The 16,775-nt window shown below is 64.1% G+C and carries 16 protein-coding genes; 3 read left to right on the top strand and 13 right to left on the bottom strand.

Annotation, left to right across the window (positions count from 1 at the left end):
- Positions 1–8: 8 nt before the first annotated feature.
- The 3 genes from pufM to ACQY4T_RS11460 all read left to right on the top strand — a co-directional run bounded on the left by pufM (position 9) and on the right by ACQY4T_RS11460 (position 3,153).
- On the top strand, positions 9–995 hold the full coding sequence (gene pufM, locus ACQY4T_RS11470; protein ID WP_428541784.1) for a photosynthetic reaction center subunit M: 987 nt from the start codon (positions 9–11) through the stop codon (positions 993–995).
- The gene (gene pufC, locus ACQY4T_RS11465) at positions 992–2,008 is read left to right on the top strand and encodes a photosynthetic reaction center cytochrome PufC (RefSeq protein ID WP_428541781.1); all 1,017 of its coding nucleotides are present in this window, start codon (positions 992–994) and stop codon (positions 2,006–2,008) included. The genes pufM and pufC overlap by 4 nt, the downstream gene beginning before the upstream one ends.
- A 173-nt stretch (positions 2,009–2,181) precedes the next feature.
- Complete coding sequence (locus tag ACQY4T_RS11460; protein ID WP_428541778.1) at positions 2,182–3,153, top strand: c-type cytochrome; 972 nt, start codon at positions 2,182–2,184, stop codon at positions 3,151–3,153.
- A gap of 39 nt (positions 3,154–3,192) precedes the next feature.
- Here ACQY4T_RS11460 and ACQY4T_RS11455 read toward each other — a convergent pair whose 3' ends face one another.
- Genes ACQY4T_RS11455 through bchB form a run of 13 tightly spaced genes read right to left on the bottom strand, consistent with a single transcriptional unit; the run spans position 3,193 to position 16,771 of the window.
- Complete coding sequence (locus ACQY4T_RS11455) at positions 3,193–3,465, bottom strand: high-potential iron-sulfur protein (protein ID WP_428541775.1); 273 nt, start codon at positions 3,463–3,465, stop codon at positions 3,193–3,195.
- 37 nt (positions 3,466–3,502) lie between these two features.
- Entirely contained in the window at positions 3,503–4,714 is a 1,212-nt protein-coding gene (hemA, locus tag ACQY4T_RS11450; protein ID WP_428541772.1) for a 5-aminolevulinate synthase, read from the bottom strand.
- Positions 4,711–5,538, bottom strand: a complete 828-nt coding sequence (puhE, locus tag ACQY4T_RS11445; RefSeq protein ID WP_428541769.1) for a putative photosynthetic complex assembly protein PuhE — start codon at positions 5,536–5,538, stop codon at positions 4,711–4,713. The genes hemA and puhE overlap by 4 nt, the downstream gene beginning before the upstream one ends.
- 7 nt (positions 5,539–5,545) lie before the next feature.
- The gene (gene acsF, locus ACQY4T_RS11440) at positions 5,546–6,592 is read right to left on the bottom strand and encodes a magnesium-protoporphyrin IX monomethyl ester (oxidative) cyclase (protein WP_428541766.1); all 1,047 of its coding nucleotides are present in this window, start codon (positions 6,590–6,592) and stop codon (positions 5,546–5,548) included.
- Entirely contained in the window at positions 6,589–6,867 is a 279-nt protein-coding gene (locus ACQY4T_RS11435) for a hypothetical protein (protein WP_428541763.1), read from the bottom strand. The genes acsF and ACQY4T_RS11435 overlap by 4 nt, the downstream gene beginning before the upstream one ends.
- On the bottom strand, positions 6,864–7,307 hold the full coding sequence (gene puhC / locus ACQY4T_RS11430) for a photosynthetic complex assembly protein PuhC (RefSeq protein WP_428541760.1): 444 nt from the start codon (positions 7,305–7,307) through the stop codon (positions 6,864–6,866). Before puhC ends, ACQY4T_RS11435 begins: the two co-directional genes overlap by 4 nt.
- Before the next feature lie 13 nt (positions 7,308–7,320).
- Positions 7,321–7,974, bottom strand: a complete 654-nt coding sequence (gene puhB / locus ACQY4T_RS11425; protein WP_428541757.1) for a photosynthetic complex putative assembly protein PuhB — start codon at positions 7,972–7,974, stop codon at positions 7,321–7,323.
- Positions 7,971–8,735, bottom strand: a complete 765-nt coding sequence (puhA, locus tag ACQY4T_RS11420) for a photosynthetic reaction center subunit H (protein ID WP_428541754.1) — start codon at positions 8,733–8,735, stop codon at positions 7,971–7,973. The genes puhB and puhA overlap by 4 nt, the downstream gene beginning before the upstream one ends.
- 4 nt (positions 8,736–8,739) lie before the next feature.
- Positions 8,740–10,176, bottom strand: coding sequence for a PucC family protein (locus ACQY4T_RS11415; RefSeq protein WP_428541751.1), 1,437 nt, complete (start codon positions 10,174–10,176; stop codon positions 8,740–8,742).
- Positions 10,173–10,859, bottom strand: coding sequence for a magnesium protoporphyrin IX methyltransferase (gene bchM, locus ACQY4T_RS11410; protein WP_428541748.1), 687 nt, complete (start codon positions 10,857–10,859; stop codon positions 10,173–10,175). The genes ACQY4T_RS11415 and bchM overlap by 4 nt, the downstream gene beginning before the upstream one ends.
- Positions 10,859–11,749 carry a ferredoxin:protochlorophyllide reductase (ATP-dependent) iron-sulfur ATP-binding protein gene (gene bchL, locus ACQY4T_RS11405; protein ID WP_428541745.1) on the bottom strand — a complete coding sequence of 297 codons (891 nt, stop codon included), beginning with the start codon at positions 11,747–11,749 and terminating at the stop codon, positions 10,859–10,861. Before bchL ends, bchM begins: the two co-directional genes overlap by 1 nt.
- Positions 11,746–15,315: a magnesium chelatase subunit H gene (locus ACQY4T_RS11400; RefSeq protein ID WP_428541742.1), complete on the bottom strand. Its 3,570-nt coding sequence runs from the start codon at positions 15,313–15,315 to the stop codon at positions 11,746–11,748. The genes bchL and ACQY4T_RS11400 overlap by 4 nt, the downstream gene beginning before the upstream one ends.
- A complete protein-coding gene (bchB, locus tag ACQY4T_RS11395; protein ID WP_428541739.1) occupies positions 15,290–16,771 on the bottom strand; it encodes a ferredoxin:protochlorophyllide reductase (ATP-dependent) subunit B in 1,482 nt (493 codons plus the stop codon). Before bchB ends, ACQY4T_RS11400 begins: the two co-directional genes overlap by 26 nt.
- Positions 16,772–16,775 lie beyond the last annotated feature (4 nt).

Below are 16,775 nucleotides of genomic sequence, written 5' to 3'. Positions count from 1 at the left end.
AGGGAAACATGGCCGAATATCAGAATATCTTTACCCGGGTCCAGGTTCGCGGACCGCTGCATGACGGTATCGCTCTGCCCCACGGCAGTTGGAAGCGCTCGGGCAAACCGTTTCATTCGCACCTGTTTGGCCTGATCGGTGACGCACAGGTCGGCCCGATCTACCTCGGGTTCACCGGCGTCGCGTCGCTGATCTGTGGCTTCTTCGCGATCGAGATCATTGGCCTGAACATGTGGGCCTCGGTCGACTGGAGCCCGATCCAGTTCGTCCGCCAGTTGCCTTGGCTCGCTTTGGAACCACCCCCGCCAGCCTACGGTCTGTCGATCCTGCCACCACTGGCCCAGGGCGGCTGGTGGCTGATGGCCGGTTTCTTCCTGACCGCCTCGATCCTGCTGTGGTGGACGCGCATGTATCGCCGAGCCATCGCGCTCGGCCTAGGCACCCACACCGCCTGGGCGTTCGCAGCGGCGATCTGGCTATACCTTGTCCTCGGCTTCATCCGCCCGATCATGATGGGAAGCTGGGCCGAGGCCGTGCCATTCGGCATCTTCCCCCACCTGGACTGGACCGCCGCGTTCTCGATACGCTACGGTAACTTGTTCTACAACCCGTTCCACATGTTATCCATCGTCTTCCTCTACGGCTCCGCCGTGCTGTTCGCGATGCACGGCGCCACCGTGCTGGCGACCAGCCGCTTCGGCGCCGAACGCGAGGTCGAGCAGATCGTCGACCGCGGCACCGCCTTCGAGCGCGGCGCGCTATTCTGGCGCTGGACCATGGGCTTCAACGCCACCGCCGAGTCGATCCATCGCTGGGCCTGGTGGTTCGCCGTGCTCTGCCCGCTGGTCGGCGGTATCGGCATCCTGCTCACCGGCACCGTGGTCGACAACTGGTACCTGTGGGGCGTCAAGCATGGCATCGCACCAAGCTATCCACATGTCTTCGGCAACATCGTGGACCCTGCCACCATCTCGGGCTCAGGAGCGGTGAAATGAGCGTGGCGCTTCGCTTCGCGATCGGCGGCTTCGTCCTCGCCGCCGCCGCCGTCATCCTGTATCAAACCGAGCGCCCGCCGATGGATACCGTCCAACGCGGCTATCGCGGCGTCGCCATGCAGGAGATCTACAACCCCAGGATCGTCGCCAACCAGCTCGACGCCAACAAGGTCCCGGTCTCGCTGCCACGACTCCCCGACAGCGGTCCCAAGGCGGGCGCCGTCTACAAGAACGTCAAGGTGCTGGGCGACGAGAGTGTCGGCAACTTCACCCGCCTGATGGCCTCGATCACCAACTGGGTATCCCCTGCCCAAGGCTGCGCCTACTGCCACGACGTCAACAACATGGCTTCCGACGGCCTCTACACCAAGGTTGTTGCCCGGCGCATGATCCAGATGGTGCAGAACGTCAACGCCAACTGGAAGAACCACGTCGCCGAAACCGGGGTGACCTGCTACACCTGCCACCGCGGTCAGCCGGTGCCGGCCAACATCTGGTTCAACAACCCCGGACCGCAGCAGGCCGGCGGCATGGCGCAGACACCCGCTGGCAAGAACCACCCGACCGCCCTGATCAACGACACCTCGCTGCCGTTCGATCCGTTCACCCCCTTCCTGGAGGGAGATGCCAACATACGTGTCATCGGCCAACAGGCCTTGGCCGGCACCAACCGGTCGTCCATCAAGCAAACCGACTGGACCTATGCCTTGATGATCCATTTCTCCCAGTCACTCGGCGTCAACTGCACCTACTGCCATAACAGCCGATCCTTCACCGATTGGAGCCAAAGCACGCCGCAGCGCGTCACCGCCTGGTATGGCATCCGCATGGTGCGCGACCTGAACAACAACTATCTCGACCCGCTGCACGGCGTCTTCCCGCAAGCCCGACTCGGGCCGACCGGCGATTCGCCGAAAGTGAACTGCACCACCTGCCACCAAGGTGTCTACAAACCGCTGTTTGGTGTCAGCATGGCGAAGGACTTCCCCGAACTGCAGACCGTTTCGCACTGAACCCGGGCCACCGGCAATCGCGCTGGGCGGAACGTTCAAGCCGGTTGAATCATGTGACAAACCAGGGTGTGTCCAAGCGGTAAATTTCGCCCTGGACACGCCCTAGCGAAATTGACGTCCACCACAATGTCTGCGAGTAAACGCCGGCAATTGTGGACTGGGAGCTTGGCTGAATGGACTCGATGGAGGTCAACAAAGGGATCGCGGCGGTCCTGGTCGCGGGGATCACCTTCTTCCTAAGCGGAACCGTCGGCACGATCCTGATCCAGGAACATCATCTGGCCAAACCGGCCATCAAGATCGACATCCCGCAGACCGCACCCTCCGGCGCGCCGGCCGCCCCGCAACTGACCCCGATCGCGCCGCTGCTGGCGAAGGCCGATCCGGCAGCCGGCGAGGCGGATACCAAAAAGCTGGGCTGCGTCGCCTGCCACACCTTCACCGAAGGCGGCAAGGCCGGCATCGGACCCAACCTTTACGGCGTCGTCGGCGGACCGCACGCCCACATGCAGGGCTTCGAATATTCCGCCGCGTTGAAGGCCAAGAAGGGCCCCTGGACGTTCGATGAGCTGAACGAATGGCTGCACCAGCCCAGTGCCTATGCACCAGGCACCAAAATGACTTTCGCCGGCATCAAGAACGACAAGGAACGTGCAGACGTCATCGACTACCTGCACACCCTGGCCGCAAAACCCGAGGCGTTGCCCTCGCCAACCGAGGCACCACCCCCTGCGGCCGCGGCGGCCGCCCCGGCCGGCGCTTCTCCCGCGGGCGAACCTCCGGTCGAGACATTGCTCGCATCCGCCGACCCCAAGCTGGGCGAAGCTGATACCAAGAAGCTGGGTTGCATCGCTTGCCACACCTTCACCGACGGCGGCAAGGCCGGCATCGGACCCAACCTCTACGGCGTCGTCGGCGGACCGCACGCGCATATGAAAGGGTTCGAATACTCGGCCGCTCTGAAAAGCAAGCAGGGGCCCTGGACCTACGACGAACTCTATCAGTGGCTGAAAAAACCCAGCGCCTACGCACCGGGAACCAAAATGACCTTCGTCGGCATCCCTGACCCGAAGGAACGCACCGACGTCATCGCCTATCTGCGCAGCTTGTCACCCAATCCGGAACCGCTGCCGGCGAAGAAGTAGGCCGCACCGCGCCGGGACAACCTCCCGGCGCGGATCGCCTTATCCGTTGGACTGCTGCTTCGGCGCGAACGCGATGCACCAGCCGTTCGGGTTGATCGTGCCGGCGACGATCTTGCACGCATTAGGCGGTTGAAAGTTAACGCAGGTGCTGCACTTGTTGCCGTCCTTCGGCGTCTCCTGATACTGCACCTGCGCCTGGGCGATCTTGTCCTCGGCGCTGGCGCTGCTGCTTACCGCCACAATCCCGCCGACCGCCGCCAGCCCGGCCCGCATCATCTGTCGCCGGGTCGCCTTCTCGAATTCTCTACTCACGTCGGCCGCCTCCTTTTGTTGTGCCGCTGTATATAGCTTAAGCTGCTTTCAGCACACTGAGTTCCGACCAGATCGTGCCCAATGCATTCACCAGATGTTCAATATCGGCATCCGAGTGCATCGGCGACGGCGTGATACGCAGACGCTCGGTTCCGCGCGGCACGGTCGGATAGTTGATCGGCTGCACGTAAATCGCGAAATCGTCCAGCAGCCGGTCGCTGATCTGCTTGCACAACACCGGATCGCCAACCATGACCGGAACGATATGGCTGGGGTTGTCGTAATGCGGAATTCCCACCGCATCCAGCCGATGCCGTAATCTCGCCACCTGCCTTTGCTGCTGCTTACGCTCGGTCTGGCTGCCTTTCAGATAGCGGATACTCGCCAGCGCCCCCGCCGCCACCGCCGGCGGCAACGCCGTGGTAAAGATGAACCCCGAGGCAAAGCTGCGCACGAAGTCGCACATCGACGCCGACCCCGCGATGTAGCCGCCGACCACGCCAAACGCCTTCGCCAAGGTCCCCTCGATCACCGTCAATCGATCTGCCACCCCCTCGCGTTCGCTGACCCCGCCGCCACGCGGACCATACAGCCCCACGGCATGCACCTCATCCAGATACGTCATCGCACCGAATTCGTCGGCCACGTCGCAGATCTCCGCGATCGGCGCGATGTCGCCATCCATCGAGTAGACCGACTCGAAGGCAACCAGCTTCGGCACCGCCGCATCGAGTTGCGCCAGCTTGCGCCGCAAATCCTCCGGATCGTTGTGCGCCCAGATCCGCTTCTCGGCTCGGCTGTGGCGAACCCCCTCGATCATCGAGGCATGATTCGATTCATCCGACAGCACCACACAGCCGGGGATCTTCCCGGCCAGCGTGCTCAGCGTCGCCCAGTTCGACATGTAGCCGGAGTTGAACAGCAGCGCGGCCTCGGTCCCATGCAGATCGGCCAACTCCCGCTCCAGCATCACGTGGTAGTGGTTGGTGCCGGCAATGTTGCGCGTGCCCCCGGCGCCGGCCCCACACCGATCCAGTGCCTCGTGCATCGCAGCGATCACCGCGGGATGCTGGCCCATGCAGAGATAGTCGTTGGAACACCACACCCTGATCTGCGCCTCCCCAACCCCCTTGTGGTGGGTCGCTCGGGGGAAACTTCCGGCCTGCCGCTCCAGATCCGCGAACACCCGATAGTTGCCCTCGCGGCGCAGGCCGTCGATCTGCTTGCGGAAGAATTGCTCGTAGTTCATGGGCGTCCCCCGATGGTTGCTTGTTTCGTCGTTGGTCTCGGCGCCCCGGCCGGTTTGCCGCGCACGCCAAGGCTCCACTGCCACAGGCCGTTCCAAAGCTTCGCCGCCGACACCGGCAGCACCAGGAACCAGTGCTCCAGGATCGCCAGCACCATCATCGTGGTGACCAACGTATAGCCGGTGCGCCGAAACAGATCCGCCGCCCCAAACGCCCGTTCCGCCAGCAGCACAGCCGCGATGGTGGACAGGGTGACCGAGAACGGGAACAGCAGGTTCATCGGCGCGCTGCGAAAGAAACTTCTGATATGCGCCAGGTGCTCCGGCAGGAACTCCGCATTCAGGTTGCTGACCCCCAGGAACACGTTCAACCGAGCGCTCTGATGCATCCACCACAGCACGATGAAGGTCCAGGTCCCGAAGTGGTTGCTGCCACGCCAGGTCAGACCGATCACCGTCGCGGCCAGGACCAGGACGGCGATCTCATGATACAAGCTGGCCTGGACCGCATGCCCGAAATGGCGCCAGCCACTGCAGCCGTGCTTGCAGTGATGCGTCCGAGGGCCGGTGACAAACCCCATGTAGAAGCTGATCTCCAGCCACCCCCAGATCAGCACCGCGCAGGTAAACGCTGTATAGGCACCCGTCACGCTGGTGTCGGACGCACTGCTCACCAGCCCGAACACCGAAACGATCAGCACCGCGGTCGCTGCCGCCATGCTCCACCGGAAGGTCCGCGTCGGCAGACCGTCCAGCACCAGGATCAGCCCGGTGCTGAACCACCAGATCAGCAGACCATGCAGCGCCGGCAGTCCAAATTGCGCCATCCCTGCCCTACCAGGCCGGCGCCATGCGGATTTCCCTCGGCAATTCGTGCTGCCGCGGCCGCATGAAAAACAATCGCCCCAGCGTGACCGCCGCCGAGGCCTTCAACCCAAGCCCCTTCAAAATGCCACCCAAGCCATACTGCCCCTTGTTTGCCTCGATCCGGCCACTCAGCCGCAACAGCCGTTGCAGACCCGCAAGGAACGCCGGATTGTCCAGGTCCAGCGTCACCGGAAACACCTGCTTGCAGATCTCCTGGGTGATGCGGAACACCTGCATGTCGTATTCCGTCGGGTCCAGCCCCAGCGCGCGGTGGAATATCGGGCGGCCATGATCACGCACGAACATCGTTGCAAAGACCGCCAGCAGGAAAAACCGGATCCAGATCCGGTTGAACCCCGAAAGCACCTCGGGATTGGCCCGCATGATCAGCGCGAACGCCTCACCGTGACGGAACTCGTCGTTGCACCACTCCTTGAACCACTTGAAGATCGGATGGAACCGCTTGTCCGGATGACGCTCAAGTTGGCGGAATATCGTGATGTAGCGGGCATAGCCGATCTTCTCGGATAGATACACCGCGTAGAAGATGAACTTCGGCCGGAAGTAGGTGTATTTCTTCACCTTGGTCAGGAAACTCAGATCGACACCGACACCAAAATCCTTCAGCGTGTCGTTGATGAAGCCCGCGTGCCTCGCCTCATCGCGGCTCATGAAGGCAAACCAGTCGCGGATATCGGGATTGCTCACCCGCTTCTTGATCTCGGCATACAGCACACAGCCGGAGAATTCCGAGGTGACCGAGCTGACCAGAAAATGGATGAATTCCTCGCGCAGATCCTCGGGCATCAGCGACAAATCGATATCGTAATCGGAGTTGCGGACGAAATGATGCTTGTTGGCATCGCGGGCGAATTCCGCCATCAATTCGTCCCACTCCTTGCGCACCGGCGTCACGTCCAGCCGATCCATTGCGGCGAAATCCGTGGTATAGAACCGCGGACTCAGCACCGTATCGCGTTGCGCCAGTTGCGTGGTTTCGGTGACCGGCTTCATGGCGCTTCCCTCCGCTCGAACCCGACTTCATACAACGCCGTGAACTCCAGCAGTCCGCTGATCTGTGCCCACAGCCTGCCCAGCGCAGTCGCCCGGATCACCGTGGCCGAACAGCGCAACTCCAGACGGTCGCCAAACGCCACCCGAGACGGCGCACCGTGTACCAGCACCCGATCACCCGGCTGAATCTCGATACCCTCGGGCACGACATGAGCATGCAGACTGTCCGCCGTCTGCTCGATATCCACCGTGCAGGGAACCTCGATGCGCCTCATGACTTGGCCTGCGCGGTCAGCAGTTCGGCGAACACCGATTCGTTGGTGATGCCAAACGCTTCCATCTCGACCGCCCGCCCGGTCGTCGGATCGGCCAGCGTCAACCGCCCGTCAGCCCATTCGGTCAGCCGGAACGGAACCGACACGCTGGCGTCCTGACGCAATCTCTGCTGCGCCAGCCCGCGTACCGTGGCGCGCAGGAAACCGTTGGTCGCCGGCGCGATCATTTCGATCGGCACCTTCGTGTTGCGTGCATCATACACCGCCACGGCACCGTTCGGCTGATCGCGGAACAACAGCTCACGCGACGCAACCGCCGGCGCGGTCGGCGTGCTGTTGGCCGCCCCCGTCAGCCGCCCCACTGCTGCCGTAACGATCGACAGCAGGATCACGGCGCCGGCCACGAACAGGATCGGGCGGGGAAACGGTGCCTTGCTCATCGATCCCACTCCTTCACGCCGCTGCCGGAACATGACCGCCGGCGCCGGCACTCTCGCCCACCGGAACCGCGATCGCCCTGGCCGGCTGCGCCGCCGAAGCCGCCAACGCTCGCCCCAGGATTAGCGAAACCGCGGCCGCATCCGCAATACCACGCAGCGCCGGTTCGGCTCTGCCGGTCCGCCATGGACGAGCGTGCGGCCACAGCACCGCATAGCCGATGCGCTGGCCCGCGAGCAGCGTCAACGCGATATCGCCGCTACCATCCGACCAGCTACGCGCACCGGCCGATGCGATCATTCCGAACGGAATCTGAATGCTGATCGGCACTGCGATCCCAAAGCGTATCACCACCCGCCGCGTGGTGATGGTGTACATCGTGGTGCGGGCAACCAGCCAGGAAAACAGTACCAGCAAGCCGATCGCGACCGCCGCCAACCCGCCCAGCCGAAGCGTCGACAGCAAAACCTGTTCCGGCGGCGTCCCGGACGACAGCCGCCCGGCGATACCCCATATCGCCAGCAGCATGAAATACCCGGTGACCAGGCGCACCCGCATCGCGCGCCGAGCAAACGCCTGCCAGCGCGGCGTGCCCTGCCATAGAATCGTTTCGCCCTCAGGCAGTGGCCCCGGCAGCCCCGGTATCGGCTCGTAATCGTGCTCGTTCATAGCAGTGGCTCCACCCGGCTTTGCGTCGCGTACATATAACCGCTGGCGTAATAAGCTTGGATACGGTCCTCCTCACGCAGGGTCACCGAGTCCGGACTGGCCCGGTTCGGCGCGTCGGCGAATTGCGACCCCAGAACCGACGCCACCACGACTTGCCCAGTCGCGTCGACCTTGGACAACGGCATCGGCACCAGCACCGACGCCCCTGCCGGCAGCGTCACCTCCAGGTATCGGATCTGCGTCTCGGCACGGTCGACCCACAGATCCGACACCACACCGCCGACAACGCCGTCCGCGCCAACCACCTCCTTGCCGCGCGGATCAGGGCTTTCCTCATCCACCGTATGGTCGGTCGCGACCCGCAACGGCACCACCCGGTGCTCGCCGTTCTCCTGCATCAGATCCGGCACGTCGGCCCGCAACGCCGAAGCCGCCGGCCCCGCCCCGGCCAGCATCGCGTTGCCCATCGGATGCATCGGCGCACCCGGCCAGGATGCAACCGGCTGCGCATCGAAAGTCGGCTGCGGCAGCTCCACGCGCGGCGAGCTAACCGTGCTGCCATCCGGCAGCAGGAAGGTTTTCGGTGGCGGCATCACCGGGAACCCCTGCAGGAACACGCCTTCCCGCTCAGTCACCAACGGGTAACCCTCCCGCTTATCCTCTCTGCGCAGATAGAACACCAAACCGAAGAAAAACAGCCAGAACACATAAAGTGCGACCTGTGCGACATCGATATAGCCTGTGATGGCTCCGGTTTGCATGACATCACCTCGGAAGACTGAGCGAGTGGGACGATAGTTCACCAAGCCCAATGCTTGGCATGCTGGGCCGCCGTACCAGCGGACCAATGGCAATCAAGGTCGTGAACAACAGCAAAATTTCGATGTGGTAGACTACCGAATATCCGGTCGCCGGATCGTTCATCGCCTGCCCCAGCACACCGTTGCTGGCCAGGATCGACACGCCGTCACGGATCAGGCCGCCGGCGGCAACCGCGGTGCCGGCAGCCGACGCCTGCACCGCGCCCCAAACCCCCAGCGCCAGCCCGATCTGCCCGCTGCGGGCAGTCCCCATCGCCGCGGTCAACGTGCAGTGCGCGAACAGTCCGGCACCGAAACCGATTAGCACGGTCCCCATCGCAAACAACACAATCGAACTCAGCGGCGCCGCGAACACCACCAGGCTGAACGCCGCCAGCCCGGTCAACGCACCACACGCCGCCAGACGATACGCATCCACACCGCGTCCCAACAGTCTGGCCGCGACCCCGAAACCGCTCAGACCGCCAAACGCCAGCACCGCACTCAACAGCGTCGTCGTTCCCACCGCGAGGTGCAGCACCTGGCCGCCATACGGCTCCAACAGAATATCCTGCATGCTGAACGCCACCGTGCCGGTCCCAAGCGCAACCAGCCGTCGGGTCGCATAAGGCGTCGCACTGAACGACTGCCAGGCCTCCTGGAACGTCGGCTGAACCCGGTCACGCGCGGTCAGCGCCGGATCCCGAGCCTCCTGCTTCCACAAGGCACAGACGTTCAGGATCATCGTCACCAACGCGGTCCCCTGCACCACCTGGATCAACTTTATCTCGGTGAAATGAGCCAGCAGCGCACCATAGGTCAGCGCCCCGCCCACCATGCCAAGCAGCAGCATCATGCACAGTAGCGCAACGACCCGCGGATGCGACTCCGGCGGCGCCAGGTCGGTGGCCAGCGCCAGGCCCACCGTCTGCGTCGTGTGCAGCCCCGCGCCAACCAGCAAAAACGCCAGCCCCGCCCCCAGATGGCCGATGATCGGCGGCCCATTGCTGTCGCCCGACAGCACGATCAGCGCAAACGGCATGATCGCCAGCCCACCAAACTGAATCAGCGTGCCCATCCAGATATACGGCACCCGCCGCCACCCCAGCACCGACCGATGCGTATCCGACCGAAACCCCACCAGCGCTCGGAATGGAGCAAACACCAACGGCAGCGAAATCATCACCGCCACCAGCCAAGCCGGCACGCCAAGCTCAACGATCATCACCCGATTCAGCGTGCCGATCAGCAGCACCACCGCCAGTCCCACCGATACCTGGAACAGCGACAAACGCAGCAGGCGTCCCAGCGGCAGTTCCGGCGTCGCCGCATCGGCGAACGGCAGGAACCGCGTGCCCAGATGCGTCCACCCACGAGCAAATTTTGTTCCGATCGCACTCACCGGCGGACCAGCTCCATGGCTTGAGAAATGTAGAATCCGCGCGCCACCCGATGCATCCCCCGCGCACCCCAGCCCGGAACCGCCTCGCCGATCAGACGCTCGATGATGCGCGGCCGAACCGGCTCGATCGCCGGGGCGCGGTCACTCCTGGGAAACAGCCGCCCCACCGCATGCATCACGCTCAGCGCCGCAGTCCGCGGCGCGAAGGTGAACAGCACCCCCCGATCGCTACGCTGACACAACCCCTCCAGCACCCGAACAGTGTCACGCGGCCGATAGTGAATCAGCGAGTCCATCGCCACAACGTAATCGAAACGACCCAGCTCGGGATCCAGCATGTCGCCAACACGAAAGTCGATGTCGAGGTCACCCGGCAACCGCTCCCGACCCAGTTCGATCAGCGAAGGCGAAAGATCGATCGCCACCACCTTGGCGCCGCGCCGCGCCGCCTCCACCGCCAAGGCCCCCGTGCCGCACCCGGCATCCAGCAGCCGCACGCCATGAAGGTCATCGGGAAGCCAGCCCAGAAGCGTTCGCCGCATGTCGTCCCGCCCGGCACGCACCGTCGCCCGGATGCTGTTCACCGGCGCATCCGAGGTCAGCCGCTTCCACGCCTCGACCGCGGTGCGATCGAAGTACTGCAGCAACTCCCCGCGGCGTGCCGCGTAAGTCAGCGTCGGCATCAGTCAAATCCCAACAAGTCGAATATGTCCCGATCCTTCAGCGGCCGGGTCTCCAACGCCTCAGTTCCAGCCAGCAGTGTCGCCGCCAACCGAAGGTATTCGTTCTGCACCGCCGCAATTTCCGGCGTTGCTTCCATTTCGAACAACGTCGATTTCTTCAGCCGCGACCGGCGGATCACGTCCAAATCCGGAAAATGCGCCAGCGTCTTCAACCCGGTCTGCGCGTTGAACTTGTCGATCTGATCGGTTGCGGCACTTCTATTGGCGATCACCCCGCCCAACCGAACCTCGTAGTTGCGCGCCTTGGCCTGAATAGCCGCAACGATCCGGTTCATCGCGAAGATCGAGTCGAAATCATTCGCCGCCACGATCAGCGCCCGCCCGGCGTGCTGCAACGGCGAGGCGAAGCCGCCGCACACCACGTCACCCAGAACGTCGAAGATCACCACATCGGTGTCTTCCAGCAGATGGTGCTCCTTCAGCAGCTTCACCGTCTGCCCGACAACGTATCCGCCGCAACCGGTGCCGGCCGGCGGTCCGCCCGCCTCAATGCACATGACACCGTTGTAGCCTTCGTAGACGAAGTCCTCGACGCGCAATTCTTCCGAATGAAAGTTCACGCTCTCCAGGATATCGATCACCGTCGGCACCAGCCGCTTGGTCAAAGTGAACGTCGAATCGTGCTTCGGATCGCACCCGATCTGCAGCACCCGCTTGCCAAGTTTCGAAAACGCCACCGACAAATTCGACGACGTCGTGCTCTTGCCGATGCCGCCCTTGCCATACACCGCGAACACCTGTGCGTTGCCGATCTGAACGTCGGGCGCCATCTGCACCTGCACACTGCCCTCGCCGTCGCCGCGACCCGGAATTCGCCTGATCACCGTCATGCCGCTGCCTCCAATCCAATCCCTTCGAGCCGGTCCTCGAGTTCCTCGCCCGCGCGCTGAAGCGCTTCCCGGATCGCCTCGCCCGGCGTCCAATAGTTGCGCTCGTGCGCTTCGATCAGCCGATTGGCGATCTTCGCCGACGCCGTCGGATTCAGCGCCGCCAGCCGCTGCCGCATCTCCGGATCCAAAACGAATGTCTCCGACAATTTCTCGTAAACCCAGGGCTGAACCTCGCCCGTCGTCGCCGACCAGCCGAAGGTGTTGGTCACATGCGCTTCGATCTCGCGGACTCCCTCGTAGCCGTGCGCCAGCAAAGCTTCGTACCATTTCGGATTCAGCGCCCGCGTGCGGGTTTCCAGCGCCACCTGCTCGGAAATCGTCCGCACCGTGCCGTCACCCCGCGTCTGGTCGCCGATATACACCGCCGACGCCTGACCACCGCGCGCCCGCCGCACCGCCCGACTGATGCCGCCAAGCGTATCGAAGTAATGATCGACCGTGGTAACACCCAGTTCCAGCGAATCCAGGTTCTGATAAGTAATATCAACCCGAGCCAGCGCGTGCGACAGCACCGCGTCATGCCGCTGCGGCCGACCCGAAGCCCCGTAAGCAAAGCCCTTGCGCTTCAGATACGCATCGGCCAACTGACCCTCATCCTCCCAGGTCCCGCTGCCGATCAACTGGTTGACGTTTGCCCCATACGCACCGTCCGCATTGCCGAACACCCGCAACGCCGCGTCCTCAATCGTTCCCCCATGCTCGGCTTGAAACGCCAGCGCATGAGCGCGCACGAAATTCTGCTCGATCGGCTCCTCGGCAGTCGCCGCCAACAACGCTGCCTCGGCAAGAAGTTTCGTCTGCAACGGCAGCAGGTCGCGGAAAATCCCTGAAAGTGTCACCACAATATCGATACGAGGCCGACCCAGGACCTCCAGCGGAATCAAGCTGGCACCGCACACCCGGCCATAACTGTCACAGCGCGGTTCGGCGCCCACCAGCCACAGCGCCTGCGCGATCGGCCCCCCCTCGGTCTTCAAATTATCGGTGCCCCAAAGCACCATCGCCACCGTCTGCGGCAACGACCCGCTGTCCACCCGGTGCCGCTCCAGCAGACGATCCGCCTGCCTGACACCATCGCGCACCGCGAATGCGCTGGGAATCCGGAACGGATCGAACCCGTGCAGATTTCGCCCGGTCGGCAGCACCTCAGTCGTGCGCAGCAAATCGCCCCCCGGCGCCGGACGAATATAGCCACCGTCCAACGCATGGATCAGCGACGGAACCTCATGGTCCACCGCCAGCAGCCCATCCAACCGAGCGCGCTCGCCGGCATCGCTCACCCCGGCGGCATCCAGCATCGAGCGCCGCTGATCCTCGTTCAGCCCCTCGCCCACCACATGCAGACCATGCGGGATCAGCGTATATTCCAACTCCAACAAATCCGCCGCCAGCCGCTCGGGGTCCCGCGCCGCCAGATCCACTGCCTCGGCCTGGCTCTCGATCAGCGCCGTCAACGACTCGCGCTGCCCATCATCGGCATCCGGCGGCAGCGCGCGCCAGCGATCCAGCGACGCCTTCAGATCCAGCAACCCGCGATACAACCCGGCATGAGCCACCGGCGGAGTCAGGTAACTGATCAACGATGCCCCGGCGCGCCGTTTCGCGATCATCCCTTCCGATGGGTTGTTCGAGGCATACAGATAGAAATTCGGCAGATCGCCGATCAACCGGTCCGGCCAGCAATCACCCGACATCCCGGCCTGCTTGCCAGGCATGAACTCCAGCGCACCATGCGTGCCGAAATGCAGCACCGCATCGGCGCCAAACTCCTGATTGATCCAGCGATAGAATGCGCAAAACGCATGCGTCGGCGCGAACCCCTGCTCGAACAGCAGCCGCATCGGATCGCCCTCGTAACCGAAGGCCGGCTGAATGCCCACGAACACGTTGCCGAACTGCGAGCCCAGCACGAACAACGACGCGCCGTCGGTCTGCAACCGCCCCGGCGCCGGACCCCACTGCGCCTCGATCTCGCCCAGCCAGCGCTGCCGCCGCACGTGATCATCAGCACTCATCCGCGCCGCCACATTGGCGTTGGCGCCGAACAAGGATGCATTGCCCTGCAGCAACCGATCGCGCAGCGCATCGACGCTTCCGGGAACCTCGACCTCGTAGCCGGCGTCCCGCATCCCGCGCAACGTGTTCAACAGCGACGCGAACACCGAAAGATAAGCCGCCGTTCCAACCGTCCCAGCGTTGGGCGGAAAATTGAACAGCACGATCGCGATCCTCCGCTCCGCGCGAACCTTGCGGCGCAATTCCACCAGCCGCGCAACCCTGGCCGCCAGCATGGCAGTCCGTTCCGGGTGCGCCACCATATCGCGCCGCTTCGCCTCACCCGCCGAGGCCGACCGGCCGCCGAACGTCATCGGACAGATCGCACCGTCAAGCTCCGGAATCGCCACCATCATGGTGGCTTCCACCGGCAGCAGCCCGCGCGCGTCATCCTTCCACTGTTCCAAGGTCTGGAACTCGACCGGATGCGCCGCGATATAAGGCACATCCAGCCCCGCCAGCACGTCCTCGGCCGCGCGCGCATCGTTGTACGCAGGCCCGCCGACCAGGCTGAACCCGGTCAACGAGACCACCGCATCCACGCTCACCCGACCGTTGCGCATGAAATAGCGCGTCACCGCCTCGCGCTGATCCAGTCCGCTGGCGAACGCCGGGACCACTTGCAGCCCCTTCGCCTCCAGCGCCGCGATCACCCCATCATAATGCGCCGCGTTGCTGGACAGCGCATAGGAGCGCAGCAGCAACACCCCGACCCGTCCGCCGGACCCCGAAGCCGGAAGCTGATCCAGCCGCTCGACGATGCGACCCGGAACCCCCGGGTGATACAGTCCAACCTCGGGATACTCGACCGGAGGGACCACCCGCAGAGACCCGGCCAAGTGCGCCCGATCGCCGGCCGCGTAACGACCCACCAGCAGCCGCACCATACCGCCAAGGTTTTCCTCGGACCCCGCCAGCCAATACTGCAGGGTCATGAAATACGCCCGCACATCCTGCGCCGTGCCCGGAACGAATTTCAGCAGCCTGGGGATCTGGCGCAGCATCTTCATCTGCCCGCGCGCGTTCGATCCGCTGCCGCCCTTGCCGCGCATCCGCTTAAGCCACGCGATCGCCCCGGTCGCCTCGGCCGACATGTTGAATTTGCCGACCCGCGTCAGCCGAACCACCTCGCCGGCCGACAGCATGCAGATCATCGCGTCGCAATGATCCCGCCGCGCCGCCAGCGCCGGCAGCACCGCGCGGATATGATCCTCCATAAACAGCATCGTTGCGATAACGATATCCGCCCGCCCGATATCGGCATGGCACGCCGCCAAGGCGCCGGGGTTGCCGCCCCATTCGTCGGCCGCGTGCATCGTCACTTCCAGCTTCGGCAACTCCCGCCGCAACACCCCCTCGGCCCTGGTCAACGCGCCGCCCAGGTGACTATCCATCGTCACCACGACAACCCGTATCGGAGTGCGGTCAGCGGCCGTAGTGGGCTTTCGCATCGTACAGCGTTTCCAAGGTGATACCGGTCAAGCCACGATCGGCGGCAAAACGTTCCGTATTGCGGCGAGCCTTGCCGCGGACAAAAAACGGAATCTTCTTCAACTCCGCCTCCGCCGCGCCGTCCCATGCCGGACTCAAGACATCGGGCGGCGCCGCGCCACCCAGATGCGACGCACCGGCGTCGTCATGGAACTCCACATCGTCCCGGAACATGCCCAGCAGATGTTCCTCCAGGCCCATCATCAGCGGATGCACCCAGGTATCGAAAATGACGTTCGCGCCTTCGAAACCCATCTGCGGCGAATACCGCGCCGGGAAGTCCTGCACATGCACCGGCGCCGAGATCACCGCGCACGGAATGCCCAGCCGCTTGGCAATGTGCCGCTCCATCTGCGTGCCCAACACCAATTCCGGCTGCAACTCGCTGATCCGCGCCTCGACCTCCAGATAGTCGTCCGTGATCAAAGCCTCGAGGTCGTAACGACTTGCCGCCGCACGAACCTCGCGCGCGAATTCCCGCGTGTACGACCCCAACCCCACCACCGTGAATCCAAGCTCCTCGGACGCAATCCGAGCCGCCGCGATGGCGTGGGTCGCGTCGCCGAAAATGAACACGCGCTTGCCGGTCAGATAGGTCGAATCCACCGAACGCGAATACCAGGGCAGCCGCGACTCGACCGGCAACGGCTCGACCCCGGCCAACGCCGCCACCTCCGCAACGAAATCCCGAGTCGCCCCAACCCCGATCGGCACCGTCTTCACCATCGGCTGACCGAACTGACGCGACAGCCAGGACGCCGCCTGCAATCCAGTCTCCGGATACAGCACGATATTGAACGCAGCATCGCCCAGCCGCGCCAGGTCAGCCGGTTCGGCTCCCAGCGGCGCGATCACGTTGACCGCGACGCCGAGCCGCTTCAGCAAAGCAACAACCTCGGCCACGTCGTCACGATGCCGAAACCCCAGCGCCGTCGGCCCCAGTATATTGCACCGCGCCTTCGCGCTCGGTTCGCGACGCACCGCGAACGCCCGCACCAACTGATAGAAAGTCTCCGCCGCGCCCCAATTTTCCTTCTTCTGATAGGCCGGCAACTCGACCGCCACCACCGGGATCGGCAACCCCAGCGCCCGGGCCAATCCGCCCGGATCGTCCTGGATCAGTTCGGCGGTGCACGATGCCCCCACCAGCAACGCCGCGGGCTTGAACCGCTCATACGCCTCGCGCGCCGCGTTCTTGAACAACTCCGCCGTGTCGCCGCCAAGATCGCGCGCCTGGAACGTCGTATAGGTCACCGGAGGCCGTTTCGGTTTCCGCTCGATCATGGTAAACAGCAGGTCGGCGTAAGTATCGCCCTGCGGCGCGTGCAGCACGTAGTGCAGCCCCTCCATCGCCGTCGCCACCCGCATCGCCCCGACATGAGGCGGACCTTCATATGTCCACAGCGTCAGCTTCATCGCG

Origin of the sequence: Rhodopila sp. (assembly GCF_965277825.1) — a bacterium.
GTDB lineage: Bacteria > Pseudomonadota > Alphaproteobacteria > Acetobacterales > Acetobacteraceae > Rhodopila.
The sequence above is the reverse complement of the archived record's forward strand: the minus strand, read 5'-3'. Positions and strand labels throughout refer to the sequence as shown.

What these genes read in the sequence shown, in the direction of transcription:
- pufM (WP_428541784.1), top strand. Translation starts at nt 9, where the DNA reads ATGGCCGAATATCAGAATATCTTTACCCGGGTCCAGGTTCGCGGACCG.
- pufC (WP_428541781.1), top strand. Translation starts at nt 992, where the DNA reads ATGAGCGTGGCGCTTCGCTTCGCGATCGGCGGCTTCGTCCTCGCCGCC.
- ACQY4T_RS11460 (WP_428541778.1), top strand. Translation starts at nt 2,182, where the DNA reads ATGGACTCGATGGAGGTCAACAAAGGGATCGCGGCGGTCCTGGTCGCG.
- hemA (WP_428541772.1), bottom strand. Translation starts at nt 4,714, where the DNA reads ATGAACTACGAGCAATTCTTCCGCAAGCAGATCGACGGCCTGCGCCGC.
- puhE (WP_428541769.1), bottom strand. Translation starts at nt 5,538, where the DNA reads ATGGCGCAATTTGGACTGCCGGCGCTGCATGGTCTGCTGATCTGGTGG.
- acsF (WP_428541766.1), bottom strand. Translation starts at nt 6,592, where the DNA reads ATGAAGCCGGTCACCGAAACCACGCAACTGGCGCAACGCGATACGGTG.
- ACQY4T_RS11435 (WP_428541763.1), bottom strand. Translation starts at nt 6,867, where the DNA reads ATGAGGCGCATCGAGGTTCCCTGCACGGTGGATATCGAGCAGACGGCG.
- puhC (WP_428541760.1), bottom strand. Translation starts at nt 7,307, where the DNA reads ATGAGCAAGGCACCGTTTCCCCGCCCGATCCTGTTCGTGGCCGGCGCC.
- puhB (WP_428541757.1), bottom strand. Translation starts at nt 7,974, where the DNA reads ATGAACGAGCACGATTACGAGCCGATACCGGGGCTGCCGGGGCCACTG.
- puhA (WP_428541754.1), bottom strand. Translation starts at nt 8,735, where the DNA reads ATGCAAACCGGAGCCATCACAGGCTATATCGATGTCGCACAGGTCGCA.
- bchM (WP_428541748.1), bottom strand. Translation starts at nt 10,859, where the DNA reads ATGCCGACGCTGACTTACGCGGCACGCCGCGGGGAGTTGCTGCAGTAC.
- bchL (WP_428541745.1), bottom strand. Translation starts at nt 11,749, where the DNA reads ATGACGGTGATCAGGCGAATTCCGGGTCGCGGCGACGGCGAGGGCAGT.
- ACQY4T_RS11400 (WP_428541742.1), bottom strand. Translation starts at nt 15,315, where the DNA reads ATGCGAAAGCCCACTACGGCCGCTGACCGCACTCCGATACGGGTTGTC.
- bchB (WP_428541739.1), bottom strand. Translation starts at nt 16,771, where the DNA reads ATGAAGCTGACGCTGTGGACATATGAAGGTCCGCCTCATGTCGGGGCG.